Raw genomic sequence first — 19,653 nt, 5'->3', positions numbered from 1 at the left:
GCGGCTCCCGCCGCCCCGGCCGTTCGTCACATCCGCGTCAGCTTGCGCCAGGCCCGCACCATCCAGCTCGGCTGGTGCAGCGTGTAAGCCTTCTTGGCATGCTTCGGCACGTGCCAGACCGCCTTGGTGCCGGCGTGGAAGCTGGCCGTGTCGCCGGGCGTGATCGTGAACTTGCGGCCCTGGTACTCCACCTCGACATGCCCCTCGAGCAGGTGCACCGTCTCGTCGTGGCTGAAGTGCCAGACAAACGACGTCGGCCCATCGCAGGCCCACAGCCCGCTCACCATCTTGCCATCGGGTGAGCGAACCGTCTCGGCCCCCCGGAAGACGGGGCTGCCCGAAAGAATCCAGCTCGGATCGACCTTGAATTCGCCCAGCGGGCGCTCGACCGCACGCTCGGACGGGGGCGGTGCGCCATGGTGGTAACGAATGGAGTCGGCGGCCGTGACGGCCAGCACCGTGAGACACGCGCCTGTGAGCGCAGCGACCAGAGTACGTTTCATGATGGGCCGAGATTCTGTTGCCAATTGCTCACCAAGCCACACACGCGCGCACGTGGGGCGTGAAGGATTTGCTGAGCGACCGATTTGCGTCCAATTGAAAGTCCAGCGCGTAAGGGGTGTAAGAACTCGGCCAATGGCACGACGAACCGCTGCAAGGTCGAACAGACACAGCAATCGCGGTGCCTGCCGGCCGGGCTCTTCGGGCCTTCTCGCCCAAACACCCCTAACCACTGGAGTCATTCACATGAACGTCAACACCACCAAGTCCGCCGTCGCGATCGCCGCCGCTGCTGCCGCCCTGTTCGCCCTCGGCGCCGCCCCGATGGCCCAGGCCGCCGAAGACGGCGGCGTCAAGTGTTCGGGAGTCAACAGCTGCAAGGGCACCTCAGAGTGCAAGACCGCCAAGAGCGAGTGCAAGGGCCACAACAGCTGCAAGGGCCAGGGCTGGGTCAACAAGAAGAGCGCCGATGAGTGCAAGAAGGAAGGCGGCACGGTGGTGAAGGGTTGATTTAGGCCCCCACGCCCGCTCCGGCGGGCTGCCCCCCATGGGGGCTCGCGCAGCGGACCGGCAAAGCCGGACCCGCGCACGCCACTTGATCGGCGGCGGCGCTGCGCGCGCCTGAACCCCCTTCCGTTCGGGCTGAGCCTGTCGAAGCCCAGCTCGCTTGCCATATGCACAACCTCTCTGGCTTCGGCCTCGGCCTTCGGACCGATCACTACGCGGACTTTCGCGCTACGCCAGGGCCGAAGCTTGGCGTGGACTGGCTCGAAGTCATCAGCGAGAACTACATGGTGCCGGGCGGCAAGCCGCTGGCGCACCTGGATGCGATCCGGCGCGATGTGCCGATGGTGATGCACGGGGTGTCCTTGTCGATCGGCAGCGCCGATCCGCTGGACCTGGGCTACCTGCGCGATCTGAAGGCGCTGGCGGACCGTATCGAGCCGGCCTGGGTCTCCGACCACCTGTGCTGGACAGGCGTCGACCGGCACAACCTGCACGACTTGCTGCCGCTGCCCTACACCGAAGCCGCGCTGCGCCACGTGACCGAGCGTGTGTTGCAGGTGCAAGACGCACTCGGCCGCCGGCTGCTGCTGGAGAACGTCTCCAGCTACGTCACCTGGTCGGCCGACGAGATGAGCGAATGGCAGTTCATCGCCGAACTGGCTCGCCGCGCCGATTGCGAGCTGCTGCTGGACGTCAACAACGTCTACGTCAGCGCCACCAACCACGGCTTCGACCCACGCGCCTTCATCGACGCGATGCCGGCCGAGCGTGTACGGCAGATTCATCTGGCCGGGCACGAGACCGGCGAAGATGGCTTCCTGATCGACACCCACGATCACCCCGTCTGCGAGGCGGTCTGGGACTTGTACCGCCACACGATCGCCCGCCTCGGGCCGGTGCCGACGATGATCGAGCGCGACGACCACATCCCGGCGTTGGCCGAGCTGGTCAGCGAACTGAACCGCGCACGGCGCGAATCGGCCATCACCCTGGCACCCGCGCAGGAGTTGACCGTATGAGTAGCACGACGCCAGAGCTGCTCGCCCAACAGCGCGCCTTCGCGGCGCTGCTGTTGGCCGACGACGAGGCTCCCGTCACGCCGCTGTTGCGCGCGGTCAAAGGCCAGCCGCCGCGCATCGGCGTCTACCACCACGCCTACCGCGCACGCTTGATCGAAGCCCTGCGCAGCAATCTGCCCGTCGTGCATCGCGTGTTGGGCGACGATGATTTCGCGGCGCTGGCGCTGGCCTACCTGGCCGACGAACCGTCGCGCAAGCCGTCGATACGCTGTTTCGGCGATGGCCTGCGCGACTGGCTTGCCAATCACCCGGACGCCCTGCCCCACCCCGCGCTCGCCGACCTGGCAGCCATGGAGTGGGCACTCGGCTACAGCTTCGATGCGGCCGACGCGGCGTCACTCACATTCGAGGCCCTCGCCGCGATGACGCCCGAGCAATGGCCCGACGCCAGGTTCGCGCCGCATCCGTCCGTGCACCTGCTGACGCTGCAGTGGGCCGTCGAGCCCATCTGGCAAGCGCTGACACACGACGAAGATGCGGCCACCGACGAGCCAGAAGCCCTCGACCACCGGCTGCTGATCTGGCGCCAGGGCCTCGAAACGCGTTGGCGCTCGCTACAGCCGGACGAAGGCGAGCTGCTCACCGCTTGCCTGGACGGCGAACCCTTCGCCATGCTGTGCGAACAAGCCGCGATTCGTCGCGGCGACAACGCACCGACCTGGGTGGCGAGCGCCCTGCGCCGCTGGATTGATGACGGCTTGCTGATTGCGCCCTAAGCGGGCGCCAGTGCCGGCGCCCGCTGCAGCGGCGCCTCGCGAATCGGCAGGTGGATCAGCGCGGCGCCCACGGCCAGCACGATGTCGATGATCCAGACCAGATCGTAGTTGCCGCTGCCCTCGAACACCCGGCCACCGAGCCATGCGCCAAGGAAGCCGCCGATCTGGTGGCTCAGCATCACCAAGCCGAACAAGGTGGCCATGTTACCGAGGCCGAAGAACTTGGCGACCAGGCCGGCCGTCGGCGGAACGGTGGAGAGAAAGGTCAGGCCCATGAAGGCGGCGAAGATCAACACCACCGCGCCTGACTTCGGTGCGAGCAGGAAGGCCAGCACCGCCACTGCACGCGCGGCATAGACGAGCGACAGCAACGACTTCATCCGCCAGCGCCCCACCGCCCAACCCATCGCCAGGCTGCCGATGATGTTGAACAGCCCCAGCACGGCCAGCGCCCAGGCGCCGTACTGCAGCGGCAGCCCGCAGGCCGCGACCACACCGGGCAAATGGGTGGCGAGAAACGCCACGTGGAAGCCGCAGACGAAGAACCCGCCAGCCAGCAGCAAGTAGCTGGGCGTGCGCAATGCTGCAGCGATCGCCTCGCGGGTCGACACCGGCTTGGCGGCCGTCGATGCGGCCTGCGCCGAATTGCCGCGCAGGGCCCATGCGGCGGGCAACGCCAGCAACACCAGCAAGCCCATCACCTGCATCGCGCTGGCCCAGCCCAGCCCCAAGGTCAAGGCGCCGGCCAACGGCGCCATCACGAACTGGCCGAACGAACCGCCAGCGTTGACGATGCCAGTGGCCAGGCCGCGCCGGGCAGCAGGGATCAGCCGCGACGCGGCGGACATCAACACCGCGGGGCCGGCCATGCCGGCACCACCGGCGGCCAGCACGCCCACCGCGAGGACCAGCCCCGGCGTGCTGCTCATCAGCGGCGTCAGCACCGTGCCGAGTGCCACCAGCGCCATGCCTGTCAACAACACGCGGCCCGCGCCCAGCTTGTCGGCCAGCGCGCCGGCGAACGGCTGGGTCAGGCCCCACCACAACTGGCCGAATGCGAACGCGAGGCTGATGTTGGCCAAGCCGAGCCCGGTGCTGCTGTTGAGCGAGCCGAGAAACAGGCCCATCGACTGGCGCACGCCCATCGTCAACGCGAAAGTGCCGGCTGCCGCCAGCAGGATCCAGCCCCAATGCAGGCTTTGCGGGCCGCGCGGCGCAACAGAATCATTCATCGCAGGCTCCGTCTTCGAGCTCGTGGGCTGGCAACAAGACCAGGGATTCGTCGATCAGCGCATGCAGCGCGGTCAGCCGCTCGGCACCCAGTTGCGCGGTCAGGGCCGCCTGGGCTTCGCGCCAAAGCACGCGGGCTTGCAGCAGCTTGGCGCGGCCGGCTTCGGTCAGGCTGACCAGGCGGCTGCGGCCGTCGACACCGGCATCCACCGTCAACCAGCCGGCCTGGGCCAGCGGCTTCAGGTTGCGCGTCAGCGTCGAGGCGTCCAGCCCCATCGCCTCGGCCAGATCGGCCGGGCGCACCGGCCCGAGGTAGCCGACACGGGCCAGCAGCGAAAACTGCGTCGTCTTCAGACCCGCCCGGCGCAAACGCGCGTCGTAGTGCGTCGACAGGCGGCGCATCAACCGGCGCAGCTTGTCGTGCGTGCAGTCCTTCGGGCGCGGGGCCGCTGGTGTCGCCGCAGTGGCAGCAGGGTTGGCACTCGGCTGTGTCATGATTTATATTGCATCTACAATTATTGTAGCTACAACAAAAGGATCGTGCATGACCCCGGAAGAAACTTTGGATCTGTGGAACCAGCAATACGCCGAACTGCAGGCCCGCATGAACGCCGGCCGTGGCGCCGGCCTGGCCGCCCCTGCCGACGTGGCCGGCATGACCGGCCTGCAGGCGCTGAACGCCATGCTCACCGGTGAGCTGCCCTACCCGCACATTGCCGACACGATGGACTTCGGCTTGGTCGAGATCGCTTTCGGCAAAGCAGTTTTCCAGGGCACGCCCGCACTGAAGCACTACAACCCGCTCGGCTCGGTGCATGGCGGCTGGTACGCCACGCTGCTCGATTCGGCATTGGGTTGCGCGGTGCACACCACGATGCAGGTCGGCATGGGCTACACCACCGCCGAGCTGAGCGTGAACATCGTTCGCGCCGCGTCGGCCAAGAGCGGCCCGCTGCGGGCCATCGGCCAGGTCGTGCACGCCGGGCGGCAGTTGGCCACCGCCGAAGCCCGCATCGTCGGGCCCGATGGAAAGCTCTATGCCCACGGCACGACCACCTGCCTGGTGTTCCCCTTGCCCGGCGTGGGGGCCGCCGCGCCCGCCCACTGAGCCACGGGTCGGCGCACCCTAGAATCGCCCTCCCCTCGTCGGCCTGGCCGCGAGTGCTTCACGAACACGCGCGCATGGCCGGCATCCACATTCACGACATCGAGCTCGCCATCAACTGGTGGCGCGAGCGCTCGCCGTCGCCCGATGGCGTGACCGCCTGCCCCGAAGTGCGCGCGCTGGCCGAGGTGTACGCCTACATGGTGTATTACCGCGAGAACGAGGCCGACGAGCACAGCATGCCGCCGAAGGCCCGTGACGCCTGGCTGGCCTGGTACGCCAGCACGCCGGACGCCCCCTGCATCGCGATCTGCTCCACGGCACAGGGCGACGCCATTTGCAAGGGCTGCGGCCGCACCGAAGACGAGGTGCAGGACTGGCCGGTGCTGAGCCCGGGCGAAAAGCGCCAGGTCTGGCGCCGCATCACGCTCGAAGCCAAGGCCTGGCGCTTCAACCGCTACGCCGAACGCGCCCGCGCGTCCACCGGCGCCGACCACCCCGCTGCCGAAACCTTTCCGCCGCACCCTCCCGAAAGGGCGGCGTGAGCAGCATTCCAGCGTCGACGACCGGCAGCCGCGGGGAGAACTTCTGGACCGACGTGCGACGCATCGCACCGCTGGCCTGGCCGGTCGTCATCGGCCAGATCGCCGTGCTGGCCTTCAGCACCATCGACACGGTGCTGGTCAGCCGCCACTCGCCGGACGACCTGGCCGCATTCGCGGTCGGCGCAGCAGCTTACGTCACCATCTTCGTCGGCTTCATGGGCATCGTGCTCGCGGTGTCGCCGATCGCCGGCCAGCTGTTCGGCGCGCAGCGGCTGGAGGCCGCCGGCGACGAGGCGCACCAGGCCGTCTGGCTTGCACTGGCGTTGTCGGTGCTCGGTTGCCTGCTGCTGCTGTTTCCACAGCCCTTCTTGTGGGCGGCCAAGGCCAGCCCGCAGATGGCCGATCGGGTGCGCGGCTACCTGCAGGCGCTGACGTTCGCGCTGCCGGCCTCGATGCTGTTCACCGTCTTTCGGGGCTTCAACACCGCCGTCTCGCGGCCCAAGGCGGTGATGGCCTTGCAGATTGGCGGCCTCGTGCTGAAGCTGCCACTGTCGGCCGCGCTGGTATTCGGCGTGCCGGCGTTGGGCGTGCCCGAGCTGGGCGTCACCGGGGCCGGCATTGCCACCGCCGTGGCGATGTGGGCCCAGGTGCTGCTGGCGGCGCTGCTGATGCGGCGTGACCCCTTCTACGACCAATTCAAACTCTGGGGCCGCGGCCTGCACGAGCCGAACCGCAAGGCCTTGTGGGGCCTGTTGCGGCTGGGCGTGCCGATGGGCATGGCGATCCTGGTCGAGGTGACCGGCTTCAGCGTGATGGCGCTGCTGATCTCGCGCATCGGCACCTTGCCGGTGGCCGGTCACCAGATCGCCGTCAACATCGTCTCGCTGATGTTCATGCTGCCGCTCGGGCTGGCCAATGCGACAGCCACACTGGTGGCGCAGCGCATCGGCGCCGGTGATCTGGCCGATGCGCGCAAGCTCGGTTGGCACGGCATGCTGCTGGGCGCCATGATCGCCGCGGCGCTGGGTTCGCTGATGTACCTGACGCGCGAGCAAGTGATCTCGCTCTACACGACCGACGCAGCGGTCGCCGCCGCCGCATTGCCGCTGTTGGCCTGGGTGGTCGTGTTTCACCTGGCCGACGCGCTGCAGACGATTGCGGCCTTCGTGCTCCGCGCCTGGCGCATCGCGACCTTGCCGATGTTCATCTACGCCGGCACGCTGTGGGGCATGGGCCTGTTCGGCGGCTACACGCTGGGCTTCGATCTGTTCGGTGGCACGCCCGAAGTGCTGCAGGGCGCACGCGGCTTCTGGGCCGCGTCGACCGCGGGGCTGGTCGTCGCCGGCATTGCGCTGACTGCGTTGATGCAGCTCAGGCTCCGACCGCCGCCTGCCCGCTGATCAGCCGGCGGCCACCGGCAGCGTGATCACGAAGCAGCTGCCGCCGCCGTCGCGCGCTTCGCAGCGCACCTCGCCCCGGTGGGCCGCGGCGATCTGGCGCACCAGCGCCAGCCCCAGCCCGACGCCACCTTCACGCTCGGCATGGCCCGGCAGGCGATAGAACGGCTCGAAGATGCGCTCGCGCTCGGCCTCGGGCACACCGACGCCCCGGTCGCAGACTCGAACCGCCACCTGGCCACCGGCCACGCCGCCGAGTTCGACGCTGACCTCACCGCCGCCATAGCGGCGCGCGTTTTCCAGCAGATTGCGGGCCGCACGTCGCAACAGGCGTTCGCTGCCCGGGACGCGCAATGCCGCGCCTTCAGGCGAAGCCGTCAGCTCCGCGCCGACACGCGATGCCTCTTCGGCCAGCAAGCCCGCGAGGTCGACCTGCCCGGCCAGGTCGTGGACGGCACCCGCATCCAGCCGGCTTGACAGCAAGACCTCTTCAACCAGCGAATCGAGCTCACCGATGTTGGTGTCGATCTCGCGCCTCAGGCCGGCCTGCATCGATGGCGGCGCGTCGTCGAGCATCGCCACCGCCATCTTCAAGCGCGCCAGCGGTGAGCGCAGTTCGTGGCTGGCATTGGCCAGCAGGCTCTGATTGGACTTGACCAAGGCCTCGATGCGGGAGGCGGCGCGATTGAAGCTGGTGGCCAGAGCGGCCACTTCGTCCTTGCCGTCGGCCAGCACCCGGTGGTGCAACGCACCGGCACCGAAGGTTTCGACGCCTTGCTTGAGCGTCTCCAGCCGCCGGGTCAGCCGGCGCACGACCGGGTATGCGCCGCCGGCCACCGCCAGAAAAAGCATCAGCAACAGCGCCACCAGACCCAGGCTGGCCAACCAGTCGGCGGGCGGCGGTGGCAGTGGCAGCCCGATGCGGAACCCGCCGCCCCCACCCGGCCCACCCGGCACGGCACCTTGGCCGACGACCACCATCGGATCAGGCGGTGCGCCGGGTGGCCCGCCCGGCACCAGGTCGGGCCGGTCTTCGCCGCCAACGTTGTGCACGATCACGCCGGAGGCCGAACCGCCAGGCGCGACCACCGCGCCGATCGCCAGCGGCGGCGGGCGTTCGCCCTCCAGCGCCTGTTCCCCGCGCTGCAGGCGCACCATGTTCGGCCGCATCAGCCACAGCGTGCGGCCATCTTCCAGGTGGATCGAAAAAGGCCGTCGCGGCCCGTTCGGCCCATCGGCCTCACGCCGCAGGTAAGACTCGGATGCGCCGATGCGATGGCCGCGCACGTCATGCAAGGCCAACGGCACGCGCAGGCGACGTGACCACTCGCGCAACGCGTTGGTCTGCTCTTCGGCGGTCGCGCCGGGTCCGGGGATCGAGTTCTGGATCAGGTCGCCCCACGCGGCCATCCGCTCGGTGATGACGGCCTCGGCACGCTGCCGCTCCTGCTCCAGGTGGCGCTGCACCAGCCAGCCCGACGCCAGCGCGAACAACGCGAGCGCGGTCACCACCGTCAGCCAGATGCGCAGGTAGAGGGATTTCAAGGGCGCGGTCGGCGCCGCCGGCGCGCAGGGCGGCGTTGGCCCAGCCCCGGCGAAGGCACATGCCCCGCCGGGGGATCGCAAGCCCGGCACGGCGCCGCTGCTTCAGTCATTGCCGGTGGCTTCCTGGTCTTGCTTGCGGGCAAACACGTAGCCGGTGCCACGCACCGTCAGCACCCGTTTCGGGTTCTTCGGGTCGTCTTCGATCACCGCCCGGATGCGTGAAACGTGCACGTCGATCGAGCGGTCGAAAGCCTCCATCGGGTGGCCTTTCAGCGCATCCATGATCTGGTCGCGGCTGAGCACCCGGCCGGGGCTCTGGGCCAGCACGGTCAGCAGTTCGAGCTGGTGGCCGGTCAGGTCGCAGCGCTTGCCGTCCAGCCGGGCCTCGCGCGCGCCGAGGTCGATTTCGAGCCGGCCGAAGCGCAGCACCTCGTCGCTCGCGGGCTCGGGCGCCGCCCGGCGGAGCAAGGCTTTGATGCGGGCCAGCAACTCGCGCGGCTCGAACGGCTTGGGCAGGTAGTCGTCGGCGCCGATCTCCAGGCCGATGATGCGGTCCATCGGCTCGCCGCGGGCCGTCAGCATCAGCAATGGCAGCCGACGCGTGCGGGAGTCGCCCCGCAGCTCGCGGGTCATCTCCAGGCCATCGCCGTCAGGCAGCATCAGGTCCAGCACCAGGGCGTCGTACAGCCCGCTGCGCAGGCGCTCGCGCCCGATGGCCAGCGAGCCGGCGGTGTCCACGTCGAACCCATGGCCGCGCAGGTACTCACCCACCATCGAGGTCAGGCGGGTATCGTCGTCGATCAACAACAGCTTGGCGGGGCTCATTTCGGTGGCGGCGAAGGCGCCAGGCGCCCCTTCACGCGCGGCGCGCGGTGCGCGCACCGTCGTCAAAGCATACGTCATGGAAGGCCTTCGTGATCAGTGCGGGGCCGCATCGACAGCCGCGCCGCGGCCCATGCGCTCGGTTTGGTGCTCCGCCCGCCGTTGCGCGTGCTGCCTCATGCGCGAAGCCAGGTGCTGGCGCTGCTCGGCGGTGAGCACCTGGGCCGCCTCCAGCATCGCCACGTTCAGCCGCTTGCTGACCTGGTCGTGCCGGGCCAGCATCTGCTGGCGCAGCGCTTCGATCGCCGCCGGGTCGAGGGTGGGCTGGGCGAACAGTTCGGCCAGATGGGCGTGATCGGCACGCGCAGCCTCGCCGGGAGCCTTCAGGTCGACTTGCGCCGATTGGGCAATCTGGCGCAGTTGCTCGCGCTGGGCCGGTGTGGCCTGCACGTCGTCGAGCATGCGGTCCATCATCGGGCCGACCAGCGGCAGGCCCATGCCGGGCATGCCGACGCCGTGCCCAGGGTGCATGCCAGCCGGCGGCGGCGCATCGGGCCGGCCGTGCGCCGACGCAAGGTTGACGATGCCGAACGCGGCGGCGGCCGACAGCGCCAGGCCTGCTGCCACATAGCGCCAGGTCGTCTGCAGGTGGATGGGCTTCATCGCGGCTCCTTCCTTGGTCTCTCATGACAATGAGACGCATGGTCGGTGGCCCGTGTCAGAAGCGTTTGCCCCCAGCGTAAAGAACCGTAAACCGGGCGTTCAGCCCACGCTCAAGGCTTGGCCATCGACAGCCCCTGGTTCGCACGGTAGGCGGCAACCGCGGTCTTCAGGTCGGTGTACTCCTCGCACGGCAGAAAGCAAAGCTTGTCGAGGAACTTCAGATGCTCCTCGGCCTTGGCCAGGTTGCCGACCATCAGGTAGGCCTCGCCGACATATTCGTGCGCGCCGAGGTGATTTGGATTGAGCTTCAACGCCTTGGCGTAGTGCTCGAAAGCCGCGTCCATCTGGCCTGTCTTCCGCAAGGAATAGGCCAGCCAGTTCTCGCCGTCTGCGTCGTCGGGCGAGCGGACGACGTAGGCCTGCAGCAGCGGAATCGCCTGCTCGAACCGCTTCGCCTTGATCGCCTCGACGGCCTTGTTGAATTCAGGGTCCGACCTGGCACTACCTCCGCCGGATCCACCGGCCCCGCCACCGCCACCGGCGGCTTGCGCCAGCGGCGACACCAGCGCCAGGGTCAACATCAACGCCATCCAGCTCTTGGGCAGCTTCATTGGGGCATCCTCGCACTGCGGTGGTCGTCGGTGGAGGCAGCCACAGCGCCACCGCGTCCGCCTTCAACCGCAATGCGGCGGACGCTCAGTGAGTGCCGTTTGGCAGCGTGATGGTTACAGCATCGACGTTGCCGTTGGCATGGGCGTTGAACCGAAGCTGCAGTGCGTCGTCGGCGCTGGCGTAGCGATGCTCGCCCAGCGACACCAGCCGCACCGGCGCGCGGTCGTTCAGCGCCACCATCGGTCGGTGCCGCACACCCTCGACGACCAGCCGGCCACCGCCGGCCAGGCGGTATTCGCCACGCAGTTCTGCAAACTCGGCGCTGCTGATCGCCTGCCCACGGGCCATCACCTGCACCTGCGAAGGTCCGACGCTCGCGGCGTTCAGATGCTCGGTGGCGGCAGCCTGGGCGGCACCGAGCGGCAAAAGGCCGGCGCAGGCAGAAATGACGACAGTGGCAAGGCGGTAGGAGCGAGACATCGCGAATCTCCAGGTGGTCTTTGAAACCATCCAGTGTTCGCAGGCCACGTCCGGATGTCTCGCAGGACCCGACCGGCCGTCAAGCCAAAGGAACAGCCTGCAGCAGAGCAAGATGGCCTGAGCGCCGCGAGATGAGGACGCCGATCGCCGCGTACCGTCACAGCCGGCGCAGCCCTGGTCCCCTGCTCAGTTCATCGCCGGCAGGTGACTCAGCGAGTAAGTCCGCAGCCCTTCATCGTCGACGCTTTGCAGATCGTGCTGCGGGCCGACCACCTTCACCTCGTCGCCGTAATTCCAGTCACCCTTCGGCCCAGGCACGCCGACGAAGACCGAATGGCCGGCAGCGATCAGGTTGGCGATGGTGCTGCTGCCCCACGGCTGCTCTTCGAGCAAGCCCAGCAGCTTGCTGCCGTCGGGCGCCAGCTTCATCTGCCGCATCACCGCCTCGGTGACCTTGCCATCTGGGGCCGTACGCGTCTTGACAATGAGGTAGCTGCTCATCGCGGCCTCCAACGCAAGCGGGACTCCAGTATGAACCGATCGCCCGGGCTCGGCAGCAGACCGTTTTCTGCCTGCGGTCAGCGGAACTTGTAGCTCAGCGCCGCATAGAACGTCCGGCCGCGCGGGTCGGTGTAGGTCGGGTCGTAGCCGGCCAGGAAGTAGTAAGCCTGGTTCGAGAACGGCGGCGCGGTGTTGAAGAGGTTCAGCACGCCGGCGCGCAGCTTGAGGGTCTCGTCCACGGCCCACGAACCGGTCAGGTCCCACAGCGAGTAGGCTTCGACGCGGCGGCTGGGCAGCAACTGGTCGCTGGACGGGTCGTAGGTGGTGTTCTGGTCGCGGTAGCCCGACGAGTAGCTGTTGGCCAGCGTCAGGCCGACCGCGCCGAAGTCCCAGCCGAACGACAGGCGGTGACGCCAGCGCTGGATGACTTGGTCGTTGAGGAACACGCCCAGGTTGCTGCGCAACGGCTCCTCAGGACCGAACTGGCGGTCGTACGTCAGCACCAGCGTGCCGTTCATGCCCGCCGAGAAGCGACCCCACTCGCCCTTGTCGCCGCGCCAGTCGATGTCGATGTCGACACCCGAGGTGCGCAGCTCGCCCTGGTTTTCCTTGCGCAGGATGACGTTGGTGATGTAGCCGTCCTCGTCGCGCTCGATGTAGGTGCCGTTGTAGCGGTCGGGGTTCTCGATGATGATCTGCTCGCCCAGCGTGCTGATCACGTCCTTGACCTGGATGTTCCAGTAGTCGACGCTGAAGCTCCAGTTGCGGCTGGGCTCAAACACCGTGCCGAACGAGAACTGGCGCGACTTCTCGGGTTTCAGGTTCGGGTTGCTCTGTCGCTCCACCGGCCATTGGTCGGTACAGCCATCGATGGTGCCGTCGAAGTCGACGCAGTACGGGTCAGTGATCAGGCTGGAGGTCACGCCGTAGGTCGTGGGCCGGTTCAGGTCGGTGAGCGACGGCGCGCGGAAGCCCGTGCCGGCCGAGCCACGCACCAGCCACTGCTTGTCGGGCTGCCAGCGCAGGCCGATCTTCGGGTTCACCGTGTCGCCGACCTGGCTGTACTTGTCGTAGCGCAGCGCGAACTGAGCCTCCAGCTCCTTGGTGAACGGCGCGCTCAGTTCGCCGTACACCGAGGCCACCTTGCGGCTGTCGCTGGTGGCGGCCAGGTCGCTCGACAGGCCCGACGAGTCGCGGTCACCGGCGATGTTGTTGCTGACCAGCAGCGTCGAGGGCGTGAAGCTGGTCTTCTCGTGGCGGAACTCGCCGCCCAGCGCCAGGCCCAGGTCGCCGCCGGCCAGGCGGGTCAGCGCGCGGCTGATCTTGCCGTCGATGGCCGTGCTCACGCCCGCGGACTTGCGGGCCTCGTCATTGATCTTGATCGAGTCGATGTAGGCGCGGCCGTCGACCGACGACGCGCCGAACGGGTTGATGAGGCCGCTGGTCACGCCTTCGACGAACTCGTCGTACAGCACGTAGCCGTCGACGTACTTGTCGATCGCGCGGTTCTCGGCACGGCTGACGGCCAGGTCGTAGTCCCAGCCCATCGCCACGCCGCTCGCGCCCAGCACGATGCGCTGCGCTTCGCTGGTGACTTCGTTGGTGCGGTTGCCGGCCTCGGCCATGCGCAGGCGGATGCCGCTGAAGTCCACCTCGCCGGCGTCTTCGAGCACGCTGCGGTAAGGCTCGGGCAGCACGCTGGTGGGCAGGTTGCGGATACGCTGCGGGTTCGGGCTGAGCACATAGCGCGTCTTCGCCTGCGACTGCACCAGCTCGGCGAACAGGTGGTTGTCCTCGTCCAGCGCGAAAGTGGCGCGGCCAACGAAGCCAATGCGCTGCGACTCGGGGTAGATCTCGGTGTCGCGCATGTAGTCGTAGCTGCAGCCTTGCGCCCCGCCAGGGCCGTCGGGCGCATGCACGGTGGCAGGCGGGTTGCAGTCCGGCGCCGAGGGGTTGACGCGCGTGCCGCTGTCTGCGGGCAGCACGCCAGCATCGACCAGCAGATCACGCTGGTTGTCGAAGAAATCGATGTTGGCGGGGTAGGTGTTGCTCGACATCAGCGCCGGCAGGCGCTCGGCCAGCGGCCGGTCCTGGATGAACTGGCGCTGGCTGGAGCGCAGCGCATCGAGCTGCTGGAAGTCGAGGACGCCGAAGAGGTTGAAGCGGTCGTCGGACAGGTTGCCGGTTCCGCCGGAGATCGCCACGGTGCGCTTGCCCGCGCCACCTTCCTGCGTGCCCGACGCGTAAGCGTGCAGGTCGACGCCGCGGTAGTCCTTGCGGGTGATGAAGTTGATCACGCCGCCGATCGCATCGGTGCCGTAGATGGCGGAGGCGCCGTCCTTCAGCACCTCCACCCGCTCGATGGCGCCGGCGGGGATGTTGTTCAGGTCCACGCCCGCGTTGTCGCCCGGCGAGGCGAAGTTCGCGAGGCGGCGGCCGTTCAGCAGCACCAGCGTGCTGGAGACGCCGATGCCGCGCATGTTGGCGCCGTTGAAGCCGCGCTGGCCCGAGGTGCTGTCGGTGATGCTGGCGCCGTCGGACAGCGGCGCAGTGTTCGCGCTGATGGTCTTGATCAGCTCGGCCGCGGTCGTGGAGCCGGTCTTTTCGATGTCTTCGCGCTTGATGATCTGCACCGGCAGCGCGGTCTCGCCCTCCACCCGCTTGATGCTGGAGCCGGTGATCTCCACGCGCTGCGACGTGCCTTCGGCAGGCTCCTGCTGCGCCTGCGCGCCCAGGGTGGCGGCCAGCAGCGCGGCGGCCAAGGCGGCAGGGCGCAAAGAGAACTCGGGGCGGGAACGACGGGACATGGACAACTCCTGGCTGGGGACGGGTTCGCACCACCGGCGGTGCGATGGCGGCGGACTCTAGGAAGCCAGTTCGTGGGCGGCCAGCGGGTCGCCCCCAGTTCGGCGCGGCCGGGCAAGAGCGCGTCGCAAAACGTCAAGCGGCCGTGCGCAGCCACGGGCGCAGCTTGCTGTCTTGCGACATGGGCTTGCCTGATTCCGCCGGCTGCGGGGCAACCCCCGCGACAAGGCCGGGCCGCGCCGACAACATCGCGGCCCATGCATGACCAGCACCGCCGCCGCTTCCTTGCGGCACTCACCGCCACCGCCGCCGCGCCCGCCGCCCTGGCGCAAGCCGCGAACCCTTCCACGCAAGGCATTGCCGTGCCGACCGCCGTCCCGATTGGCGGCGCGCTGCGCTACGACAACGACGAGGTCTGGTCGCGCCTGGTAGCGTTGGCCGGCGGCCCGGGCGCGCGCTTCGCGATCTTCGCCACCGCCGCCGGCAACCCCGAGCGCAGCGCCGGCCTCATCGCCCGTGCGCTGCAGAAGCACGGCGCCCGCACCGAGCACATCGCCGTCGCGCCCAAGCTGCCGGGCGTCGACCTGGCCGCGGCCGTGAAGCACCCCGAGTGGGTCGACAAAGTGCGCGGCTGCCAGGGCGTGTTCTTCTCCGGTGGCGCGCAGGAGCGCATCGTCGACACGCTGCAGCCCGTCGGCCAGACCACACCGCTGCTTCAGGCGGTGTGGGACGTGTTCAACCGCGGCGGCGTGGTGGCCGGCACCTCCGCCGGCGCCGCGATCATGAGCACCACCATGTTCCGTGATGCGCAGGACGTGATGGCCGCGATGAAGGGCCCGCTGCGCAACGGCCGCGAGGTCGACCGCGGCCTGGGCTTCGTCGGCCCGAGCCTGTTCGTCGACCAGCACTTCCTGCGCCGCGGCCGCATCGGCCGCATGCTGCCGCTGATGCTGCAGCGCGGCTACACGCTGGGCCTGGGCGTGGAAGAGAACAGCGCCGCCATCGTTCGCGGCACGCAGGTCGAGGTGATAGGTGGGCGCGGCGCGCTGCTGGCCGACCTGTCGACCGCCGCGCACGACGCCGCGCTGGGTGCGTTCAATCTGAAGAACGCCGTGCTGACTTACCTGGACCGTGGCGACCGCTACGACCTGGCCACGCGCGTGCTCACGCCTTCGGCGCCCAAGGCGGCCGATCACCGCATCGACCCGAACGCGGCCGACTTCAAGCCCTACTTCAACAACCGCATATTCCCGCTCGACATGCTGGGCGACGCGACGATCTCGAACGCCATGGCGCACCTGCTGGACAGCCCACAGCGTGAGCTGCGCGGCCTCGCCTTCAACGCCCTGCCACCGGCTGACGACCCGGCGCCGGAGCTCGGATTCGAGTTCCGCCTGCACAAGCGGCCCGACACCCACGGCTGGTTCACCGGCCACTTCGGCGGCGAGGACTACACCGTCGCCCACATGGGACTGGACGTGACACCGATGCGCCTGCGCCAGCCGCTCTACACGGCCTGGAGCCGCTGACCCCCATCAGAACCAGACAGGAAACCGACATGACCCGCCACATCCGCCGCGCCATCACCGCGCTCGCCCTCGGCCTGCCTCTGGCTGCCGCCGCCCAGCTCGCCCCCGGCGGCGCCGTACGCATCGGCGTGGAAGGCGCGTACCCGCCGTTCTCGCAAGTGGGCGCCGATGGCCAGCTCAAGGGCTTCGACATCGACATCGCCCACGCCCTGTGCGAGCAGATGAAGGCCCGCTGCACCCTCGTGCAGCAGGATTTCGACGGCATGATCCCAGCGCTCAACGCGCGCAAGTTCGACGCCATCGTCGCGTCGCTGTCGATCACCGAAGAACGCAAGAAGGCCGTCGCCTTCAGCGACAAGTACTACAAGACCCCGAACCGCGTGATCATCAAGGCCGGCAGCGGCTTGGTCGTCAGCCCCGAAGGACTCAAGGGCAAGCGCATCGGCGTGCAGCGCGCCACCATCAACGACCGTTTCGCGACCGACACCTTCAAGCACAGCGAGATCGTTCGCTACGCCAAGCAGGACGACATCTACCTCGACCTGGCCGCCGGCCGGCTCGACGCGACGCTGGTGGACGCGGTGGCTGCTGACGCGGGTTTTCTCAAGCGCGACCAGGGCAAGGGCTTCGTGTTCGCCGGCCCGGCCTACACCGACCCGGCCTACTTCGGCCACGGCGTGGGCGTGGCGGTGCGCAGGAACGACCCCGCGCTGCTGCAGTCGCTGAACGTGGCCATCGCTGCCATCCGCGCCAACGGCACCTACCAGAAGCTGCAGGACAAGTACTTCGACTTCGACATCTACGGCGACGCCGCCGCGGCCCAGAAGTAACCCCCATGTTGCACGAATACACCGGCGCGCTCGCCGAGGGCGCGGGCATTACCCTGGCCGTCGCCTTCTGCTCGCTGGCCGTGGCCACCGTGCTGGGACTGGCTGGCGCGATGGCGCGGCTGGCCCGCTCGCGCGCGCTCAACGCGCTGGCCGCCACCTACACCACCGTCGTGCGCGCGGTACCAGACCTGGTGCTGATGCTCCTCGTCTTCTACGGCGGGCAGATGCTGGTCAACGAGGTGGTGGCAGCGCTGGACGGCACCTACGTCGACATCGACCCGTTCATCGCCGGGGTGCTGACCATCGGCTTCGTCTTCGGCGCCTACCTGGCCGAGACCTTCCGTGGGGCCTTCCTCGCCGTTCCACCCGGCCAGCGCGAGGCGGCGCTGGCCTGCGGCATGAGCGGCTGGCAGGTGTTCGTGCGCATCGTCGGCCCGCAGATGCTGCGCCACGCGCTGCCACCGCTGGCCAACAACTGGCTGGTGCTGCTCAAGAGCACGGCCATCGTGTCGGTGATCGGCCTGACCGACCTGATGCACCGCGCCAGCCTCGCCGCCGGCGCCACGCGCGAACCCTTCCTCTTCTACACCGCCGTGGCGCTCGTCTACCTGGGCTTCACGACGCTGTCCGAACTCGCCTTCGCCGCCGCGCAGCGCCGGCTGTCCATCGGCACTCGGAGGGGTGCGCTATGAGCGGGCCGAGCGCCGGGCCGCTCCCAAGCCGGCCCGCCATCCCCCCGGGGGATCGATCGACGTACCCGTCGAGCGAGGGGCTCCACACTGTCGGGCCGAGCGCCGGGCCGCTCCCAAGCCGGCCCGCCATCCCCTCGGGGGATCGATCGACGTACCCGTCGAGCGAGGGGCTCCATTCCACCGGGCCGAGCGCCGGGCCGCTCCCAAGCCGGCCCGCCCTCCCCTCGGGGGACCGATCGACATACCCGTCGAGCGAGGGGCTCCAATGACACTCGAACCCATGATCGAGGCCTGGCCACAGTGGCTGCTCGGCCTGTGGACCACCCTGCGCCTGCTGATGGCCGCGCTGCTGGTGGGCGGCTTGGCCGCCGTGCCGCTGGCGGTGCTGCGCAGCCTGCCGCAACCGTGGCTGTCGCGCCTGGTGTGGAGCTTCACCTACTTCATCCGCGGCACGCCGATGCTGGTGCAGCTGTTCCTGCTGTACTACGGCCTGGCGCAGTTCGACGTGGTGCGCGAGTCGGTGCTCTGGCCCTGGCTCAGCTCGGCCTGGTTCTGCGCCATCGCGGCCTTCGCCATCAACACCTGCGCCTACACCACCGAGCTGCTGGCAGGCGCCATCCGCGCGCTGCCGCACGGCGAGGTGGAAGCAGCCAAGGCGCTGGGCATGTCGCGCGGGGTGATGCTGCGCCGCATCGTGCTGCCCTCGGCCTTCCGGCGCGCGCTGCCCGGCTATGGCAACGAGGTGGTGATGATGCTGCACGGCACCTCGCTGGCCAGCGTCGTCACCCTGCTCGACCTGACCGGCGCGGCGCGCGAGCTGTACGCGCGCCACTACCTGCCCTTCGAATCCTTCATCACCGCGGCGCTGCTGTACCTGGCCCTCACCCTCGTGCTGGTGGCGCTGTTCCGCGCCGCCGAGCGTCGATGGCTGCTGCCGCTGCGGGCGCGCTGAACCCATGCAAGTCAGACACCACCGCCTGGCGCCCGCCGCACCCGGCACCACCCGCGAACTCGTCAGCCTGCACCACGGCCCCACCGACCGCGGCCGCAAGGCCTACCTGCAGGCCTCGCTGCATGCCGACGAGGTGCCGCCGATGCTGGTGGCCCAGCACCTGCGCCTGGCCTTGCGCCAGCTCGAAGCCGAGGGCCGGCTCACCGGCGAGGTCGTGCTGGTGCCGGCCGCCAACCCGATCGGCCTGGCCCAGCACCCGCTGAGCCAGCCGCAAGGCCGCTTCGACCTGGGCTCGGGCGAGAACTTCAACCGCCACTACGCCGACCTGAGCGGCACGGTGGCCCAGGCCCTGCTGGGCCGCCTGGGCAACGACGCTGCGGCCAACCTGCAACAGGCCCGCGCCGCGCTCGCCGAGGCCTGCGCCGGCCTGCCCGCCACCGACGAACTGGCGAGCCTGCGCAAGACGCTACTGGGCCTGGCCGCCGACGCCGACCTGGTGCTGGACCTGCACTGCGACCACGAGGCCGTGCTGCACCTCTACACCACGCCGGAGGGCTGGCCCACCTTCGCGCCGCTGGCGCAGCGCCTGGGCGCACCGCTGGCGCTGCTGGCCAGCGACTCGGGCGACGCGCCCTTCGACGAAGCCTGCTCGACCTTCTGGCCGCGCCTGGCCGAACGCCTGGGCATGGACGCCGACCAACTGCCCGGCCGCTGCCTGGCCGCCACGGTGGAACTGCGCGGCGAGGTCGACGTGTGCCACCGCCTGGCCGCGCAGGACGCGCAGGCACTGGTCGATTTCCTCGCAATGCAGGGTTTCGTCGACGGCCCGGCCCCCACCGAAAGCAAGCATGCCCCACCTCTCGCCCTGCCCCTGGCCGGATCCATGCCGGTACGCGCGCCGCACGCCGGCGTGCTGGTCTTCCTGGCCGATTGCGGCGAACGCCTGGCCGCCGGCCAGCCGCTGGCCGAGCTGATCGACCCTGCCAGCGGCGCCTGCACCACCTTGTCCAGCCCGGTCGACGGGCTGCTCTACGCGCGCGCCAGCCGCCGCTTCGTGCGCGCGGGCGCCACGCTGGCCAAGGTGGCCGGGCGCGAGCCTCTGCGCGAAGGCCGGCTGATGTCGGCATGAAGTTGAAACCCGC

The 19,653-nt window shown here is 69.2% G+C and carries 21 protein-coding genes; 11 read left to right on the top strand and 10 right to left on the bottom strand.

The genetic code is table 11. The features are described from left to right. Positions 1-26: 26 nt before the first annotated feature. Positions 27-503: a cupin domain-containing protein gene (locus VFY73_RS06985; RefSeq protein ID WP_329717205.1), complete on the bottom strand. Its 477-nt coding sequence runs from the start codon at positions 501-503 to the stop codon at positions 27-29. Positions 504-747: 244 nt separating this feature from the next. On the opposite strand from VFY73_RS06985, the gene VFY73_RS06980 reads away from it, so the two are divergent. The 3 genes from VFY73_RS06980 (at position 748) to VFY73_RS06970 (ending at position 2,803) form a co-directional block, all read left to right on the top strand. After that, on the top strand, positions 748-1,011 hold the full coding sequence (locus VFY73_RS06980) for a hypothetical protein (protein ID WP_329717204.1): 264 nt from the start codon (positions 748-750) through the stop codon (positions 1,009-1,011). A 164-nt stretch (positions 1,012-1,175) separates the two neighbouring features. After that, positions 1,176-2,027, top strand: coding sequence for a DUF692 domain-containing protein (locus VFY73_RS06975; protein WP_329717203.1), 852 nt, complete (start codon positions 1,176-1,178; stop codon positions 2,025-2,027). Continuing rightward, complete coding sequence (locus VFY73_RS06970) at positions 2,024-2,803, top strand: DNA-binding domain-containing protein (protein ID WP_329717202.1); 780 nt, start codon at positions 2,024-2,026, stop codon at positions 2,801-2,803. Before VFY73_RS06975 ends, VFY73_RS06970 begins: the two co-directional genes overlap by 4 nt. On the opposite strand, the gene VFY73_RS06965 is transcribed toward VFY73_RS06970, so the two are convergent. Both VFY73_RS06965 and VFY73_RS06960 read right to left on the bottom strand, forming a co-directional pair. Next, positions 2,800-4,035 (bottom strand): MFS transporter, encoded by a 1,236-nt coding sequence (locus VFY73_RS06965; RefSeq protein WP_329717201.1) that lies wholly within the window; start codon positions 4,033-4,035, stop codon positions 2,800-2,802. The genes VFY73_RS06970 and VFY73_RS06965 overlap by 4 nt on opposite strands. Then, on the bottom strand, positions 4,028-4,528 hold the full coding sequence (locus tag VFY73_RS06960; protein WP_329717200.1) for a MarR family winged helix-turn-helix transcriptional regulator: 501 nt from the start codon (positions 4,526-4,528) through the stop codon (positions 4,028-4,030). Before VFY73_RS06960 ends, VFY73_RS06965 begins: the two co-directional genes overlap by 8 nt. Positions 4,529-4,577: 49 nt before the next feature. On the opposite strand from VFY73_RS06960, the gene VFY73_RS06955 reads away from it, so the two are divergent. The 3 genes from VFY73_RS06955 to VFY73_RS06945 all read left to right on the top strand — a co-directional run bounded on the left by VFY73_RS06955 (position 4,578) and on the right by VFY73_RS06945 (position 7,083). Beyond that, a complete protein-coding gene (locus tag VFY73_RS06955) occupies positions 4,578-5,141 on the top strand; it encodes a PaaI family thioesterase (RefSeq protein WP_329717199.1) in 564 nt (187 codons plus the stop codon). Between the two features lie 74 nt (positions 5,142-5,215). After that, entirely contained in the window at positions 5,216-5,683 is a 468-nt protein-coding gene (locus VFY73_RS06950) for a DUF3717 domain-containing protein (RefSeq protein WP_329717198.1), read from the top strand. Beyond that, on the top strand, positions 5,680-7,083 hold the full coding sequence (locus VFY73_RS06945) for an MATE family efflux transporter (RefSeq protein ID WP_329717197.1): 1,404 nt from the start codon (positions 5,680-5,682) through the stop codon (positions 7,081-7,083). Before VFY73_RS06950 ends, VFY73_RS06945 begins: the two co-directional genes overlap by 4 nt. Here VFY73_RS06945 and VFY73_RS06940 read toward each other — a convergent pair whose 3' ends face one another. The 7 genes from VFY73_RS06940 to VFY73_RS06910 all read right to left on the bottom strand — a co-directional run bounded on the left by VFY73_RS06940 (position 7,084) and on the right by VFY73_RS06910 (position 14,510). After that, positions 7,084-8,625, bottom strand: a complete 1,542-nt coding sequence (locus VFY73_RS06940; protein ID WP_329717196.1) for a sensor histidine kinase — start codon at positions 8,623-8,625, stop codon at positions 7,084-7,086. It abuts the gene before it with no gap. Between the two features lie 102 nt (positions 8,626-8,727). Beyond that, complete coding sequence (locus VFY73_RS06935; protein WP_329717218.1) at positions 8,728-9,450, bottom strand: response regulator transcription factor; 723 nt, start codon at positions 9,448-9,450, stop codon at positions 8,728-8,730. A gap of 93 nt (positions 9,451-9,543) precedes the next feature. After that, entirely contained in the window at positions 9,544-10,110 is a 567-nt protein-coding gene (locus VFY73_RS06930; protein ID WP_329717195.1) for a Spy/CpxP family protein refolding chaperone, read from the bottom strand. A 110-nt stretch (positions 10,111-10,220) separates the two neighbouring features. Further along, positions 10,221-10,721 (bottom strand): tetratricopeptide repeat protein, encoded by a 501-nt coding sequence (locus VFY73_RS06925; RefSeq protein WP_329717194.1) that lies wholly within the window; start codon positions 10,719-10,721, stop codon positions 10,221-10,223. Between the two features lie 85 nt (positions 10,722-10,806). Further along, positions 10,807-11,202 (bottom strand): hypothetical protein, encoded by a 396-nt coding sequence (locus VFY73_RS06920; RefSeq protein WP_329717193.1) that lies wholly within the window; start codon positions 11,200-11,202, stop codon positions 10,807-10,809. Positions 11,203-11,388: 186 nt separating this feature from the next. After that, complete coding sequence (locus VFY73_RS06915; protein ID WP_329717192.1) at positions 11,389-11,703, bottom strand: hypothetical protein; 315 nt, start codon at positions 11,701-11,703, stop codon at positions 11,389-11,391. A 77-nt stretch (positions 11,704-11,780) separates the two neighbouring features. After that, positions 11,781-14,510 carry a TonB-dependent receptor gene (locus VFY73_RS06910; RefSeq protein WP_329717191.1) on the bottom strand — a complete coding sequence of 910 codons (2,730 nt, stop codon included), beginning with the start codon at positions 14,508-14,510 and terminating at the stop codon, positions 11,781-11,783. Between the two features lie 255 nt (positions 14,511-14,765). On the opposite strand from VFY73_RS06910, the gene VFY73_RS06905 reads away from it, so the two are divergent. From VFY73_RS06905 to VFY73_RS06885, 5 genes are all read left to right on the top strand, one after another. Continuing rightward, entirely contained in the window at positions 14,766-16,037 is a 1,272-nt protein-coding gene (locus VFY73_RS06905; RefSeq protein ID WP_329717190.1) for a cyanophycinase, read from the top strand. Between the two features lie 29 nt (positions 16,038-16,066). Then, positions 16,067-16,867, top strand: coding sequence for an ABC transporter substrate-binding protein (locus tag VFY73_RS06900; protein WP_329717189.1), 801 nt, complete (start codon positions 16,067-16,069; stop codon positions 16,865-16,867). A 5-nt stretch (positions 16,868-16,872) separates the two neighbouring features. After that, positions 16,873-17,559, top strand: coding sequence for an ABC transporter permease (locus tag VFY73_RS06895; RefSeq protein WP_329717188.1), 687 nt, complete (start codon positions 16,873-16,875; stop codon positions 17,557-17,559). Positions 17,560-17,824: 265 nt separating this feature from the next. Beyond that, complete coding sequence (locus VFY73_RS06890; RefSeq protein ID WP_329717187.1) at positions 17,825-18,511, top strand: ABC transporter permease; 687 nt, start codon at positions 17,825-17,827, stop codon at positions 18,509-18,511. Between the two features lie 4 nt (positions 18,512-18,515). Continuing rightward, positions 18,516-19,640 carry a succinylglutamate desuccinylase/aspartoacylase family protein gene (locus tag VFY73_RS06885; protein WP_329717186.1) on the top strand — a complete coding sequence of 375 codons (1,125 nt, stop codon included), beginning with the start codon at positions 18,516-18,518 and terminating at the stop codon, positions 19,638-19,640. Positions 19,641-19,653: the final 13 nt, after the last annotated feature.

Source organism: Ideonella sp. (genome assembly GCF_036277275.1).
Taxonomy (GTDB): Bacteria; Pseudomonadota; Gammaproteobacteria; order Burkholderiales; family Burkholderiaceae_C; genus Ideonella.
The sequence above is the reverse complement of the archived record's forward strand: the minus strand, read 5'-3'. Positions and strand labels throughout refer to the sequence as shown.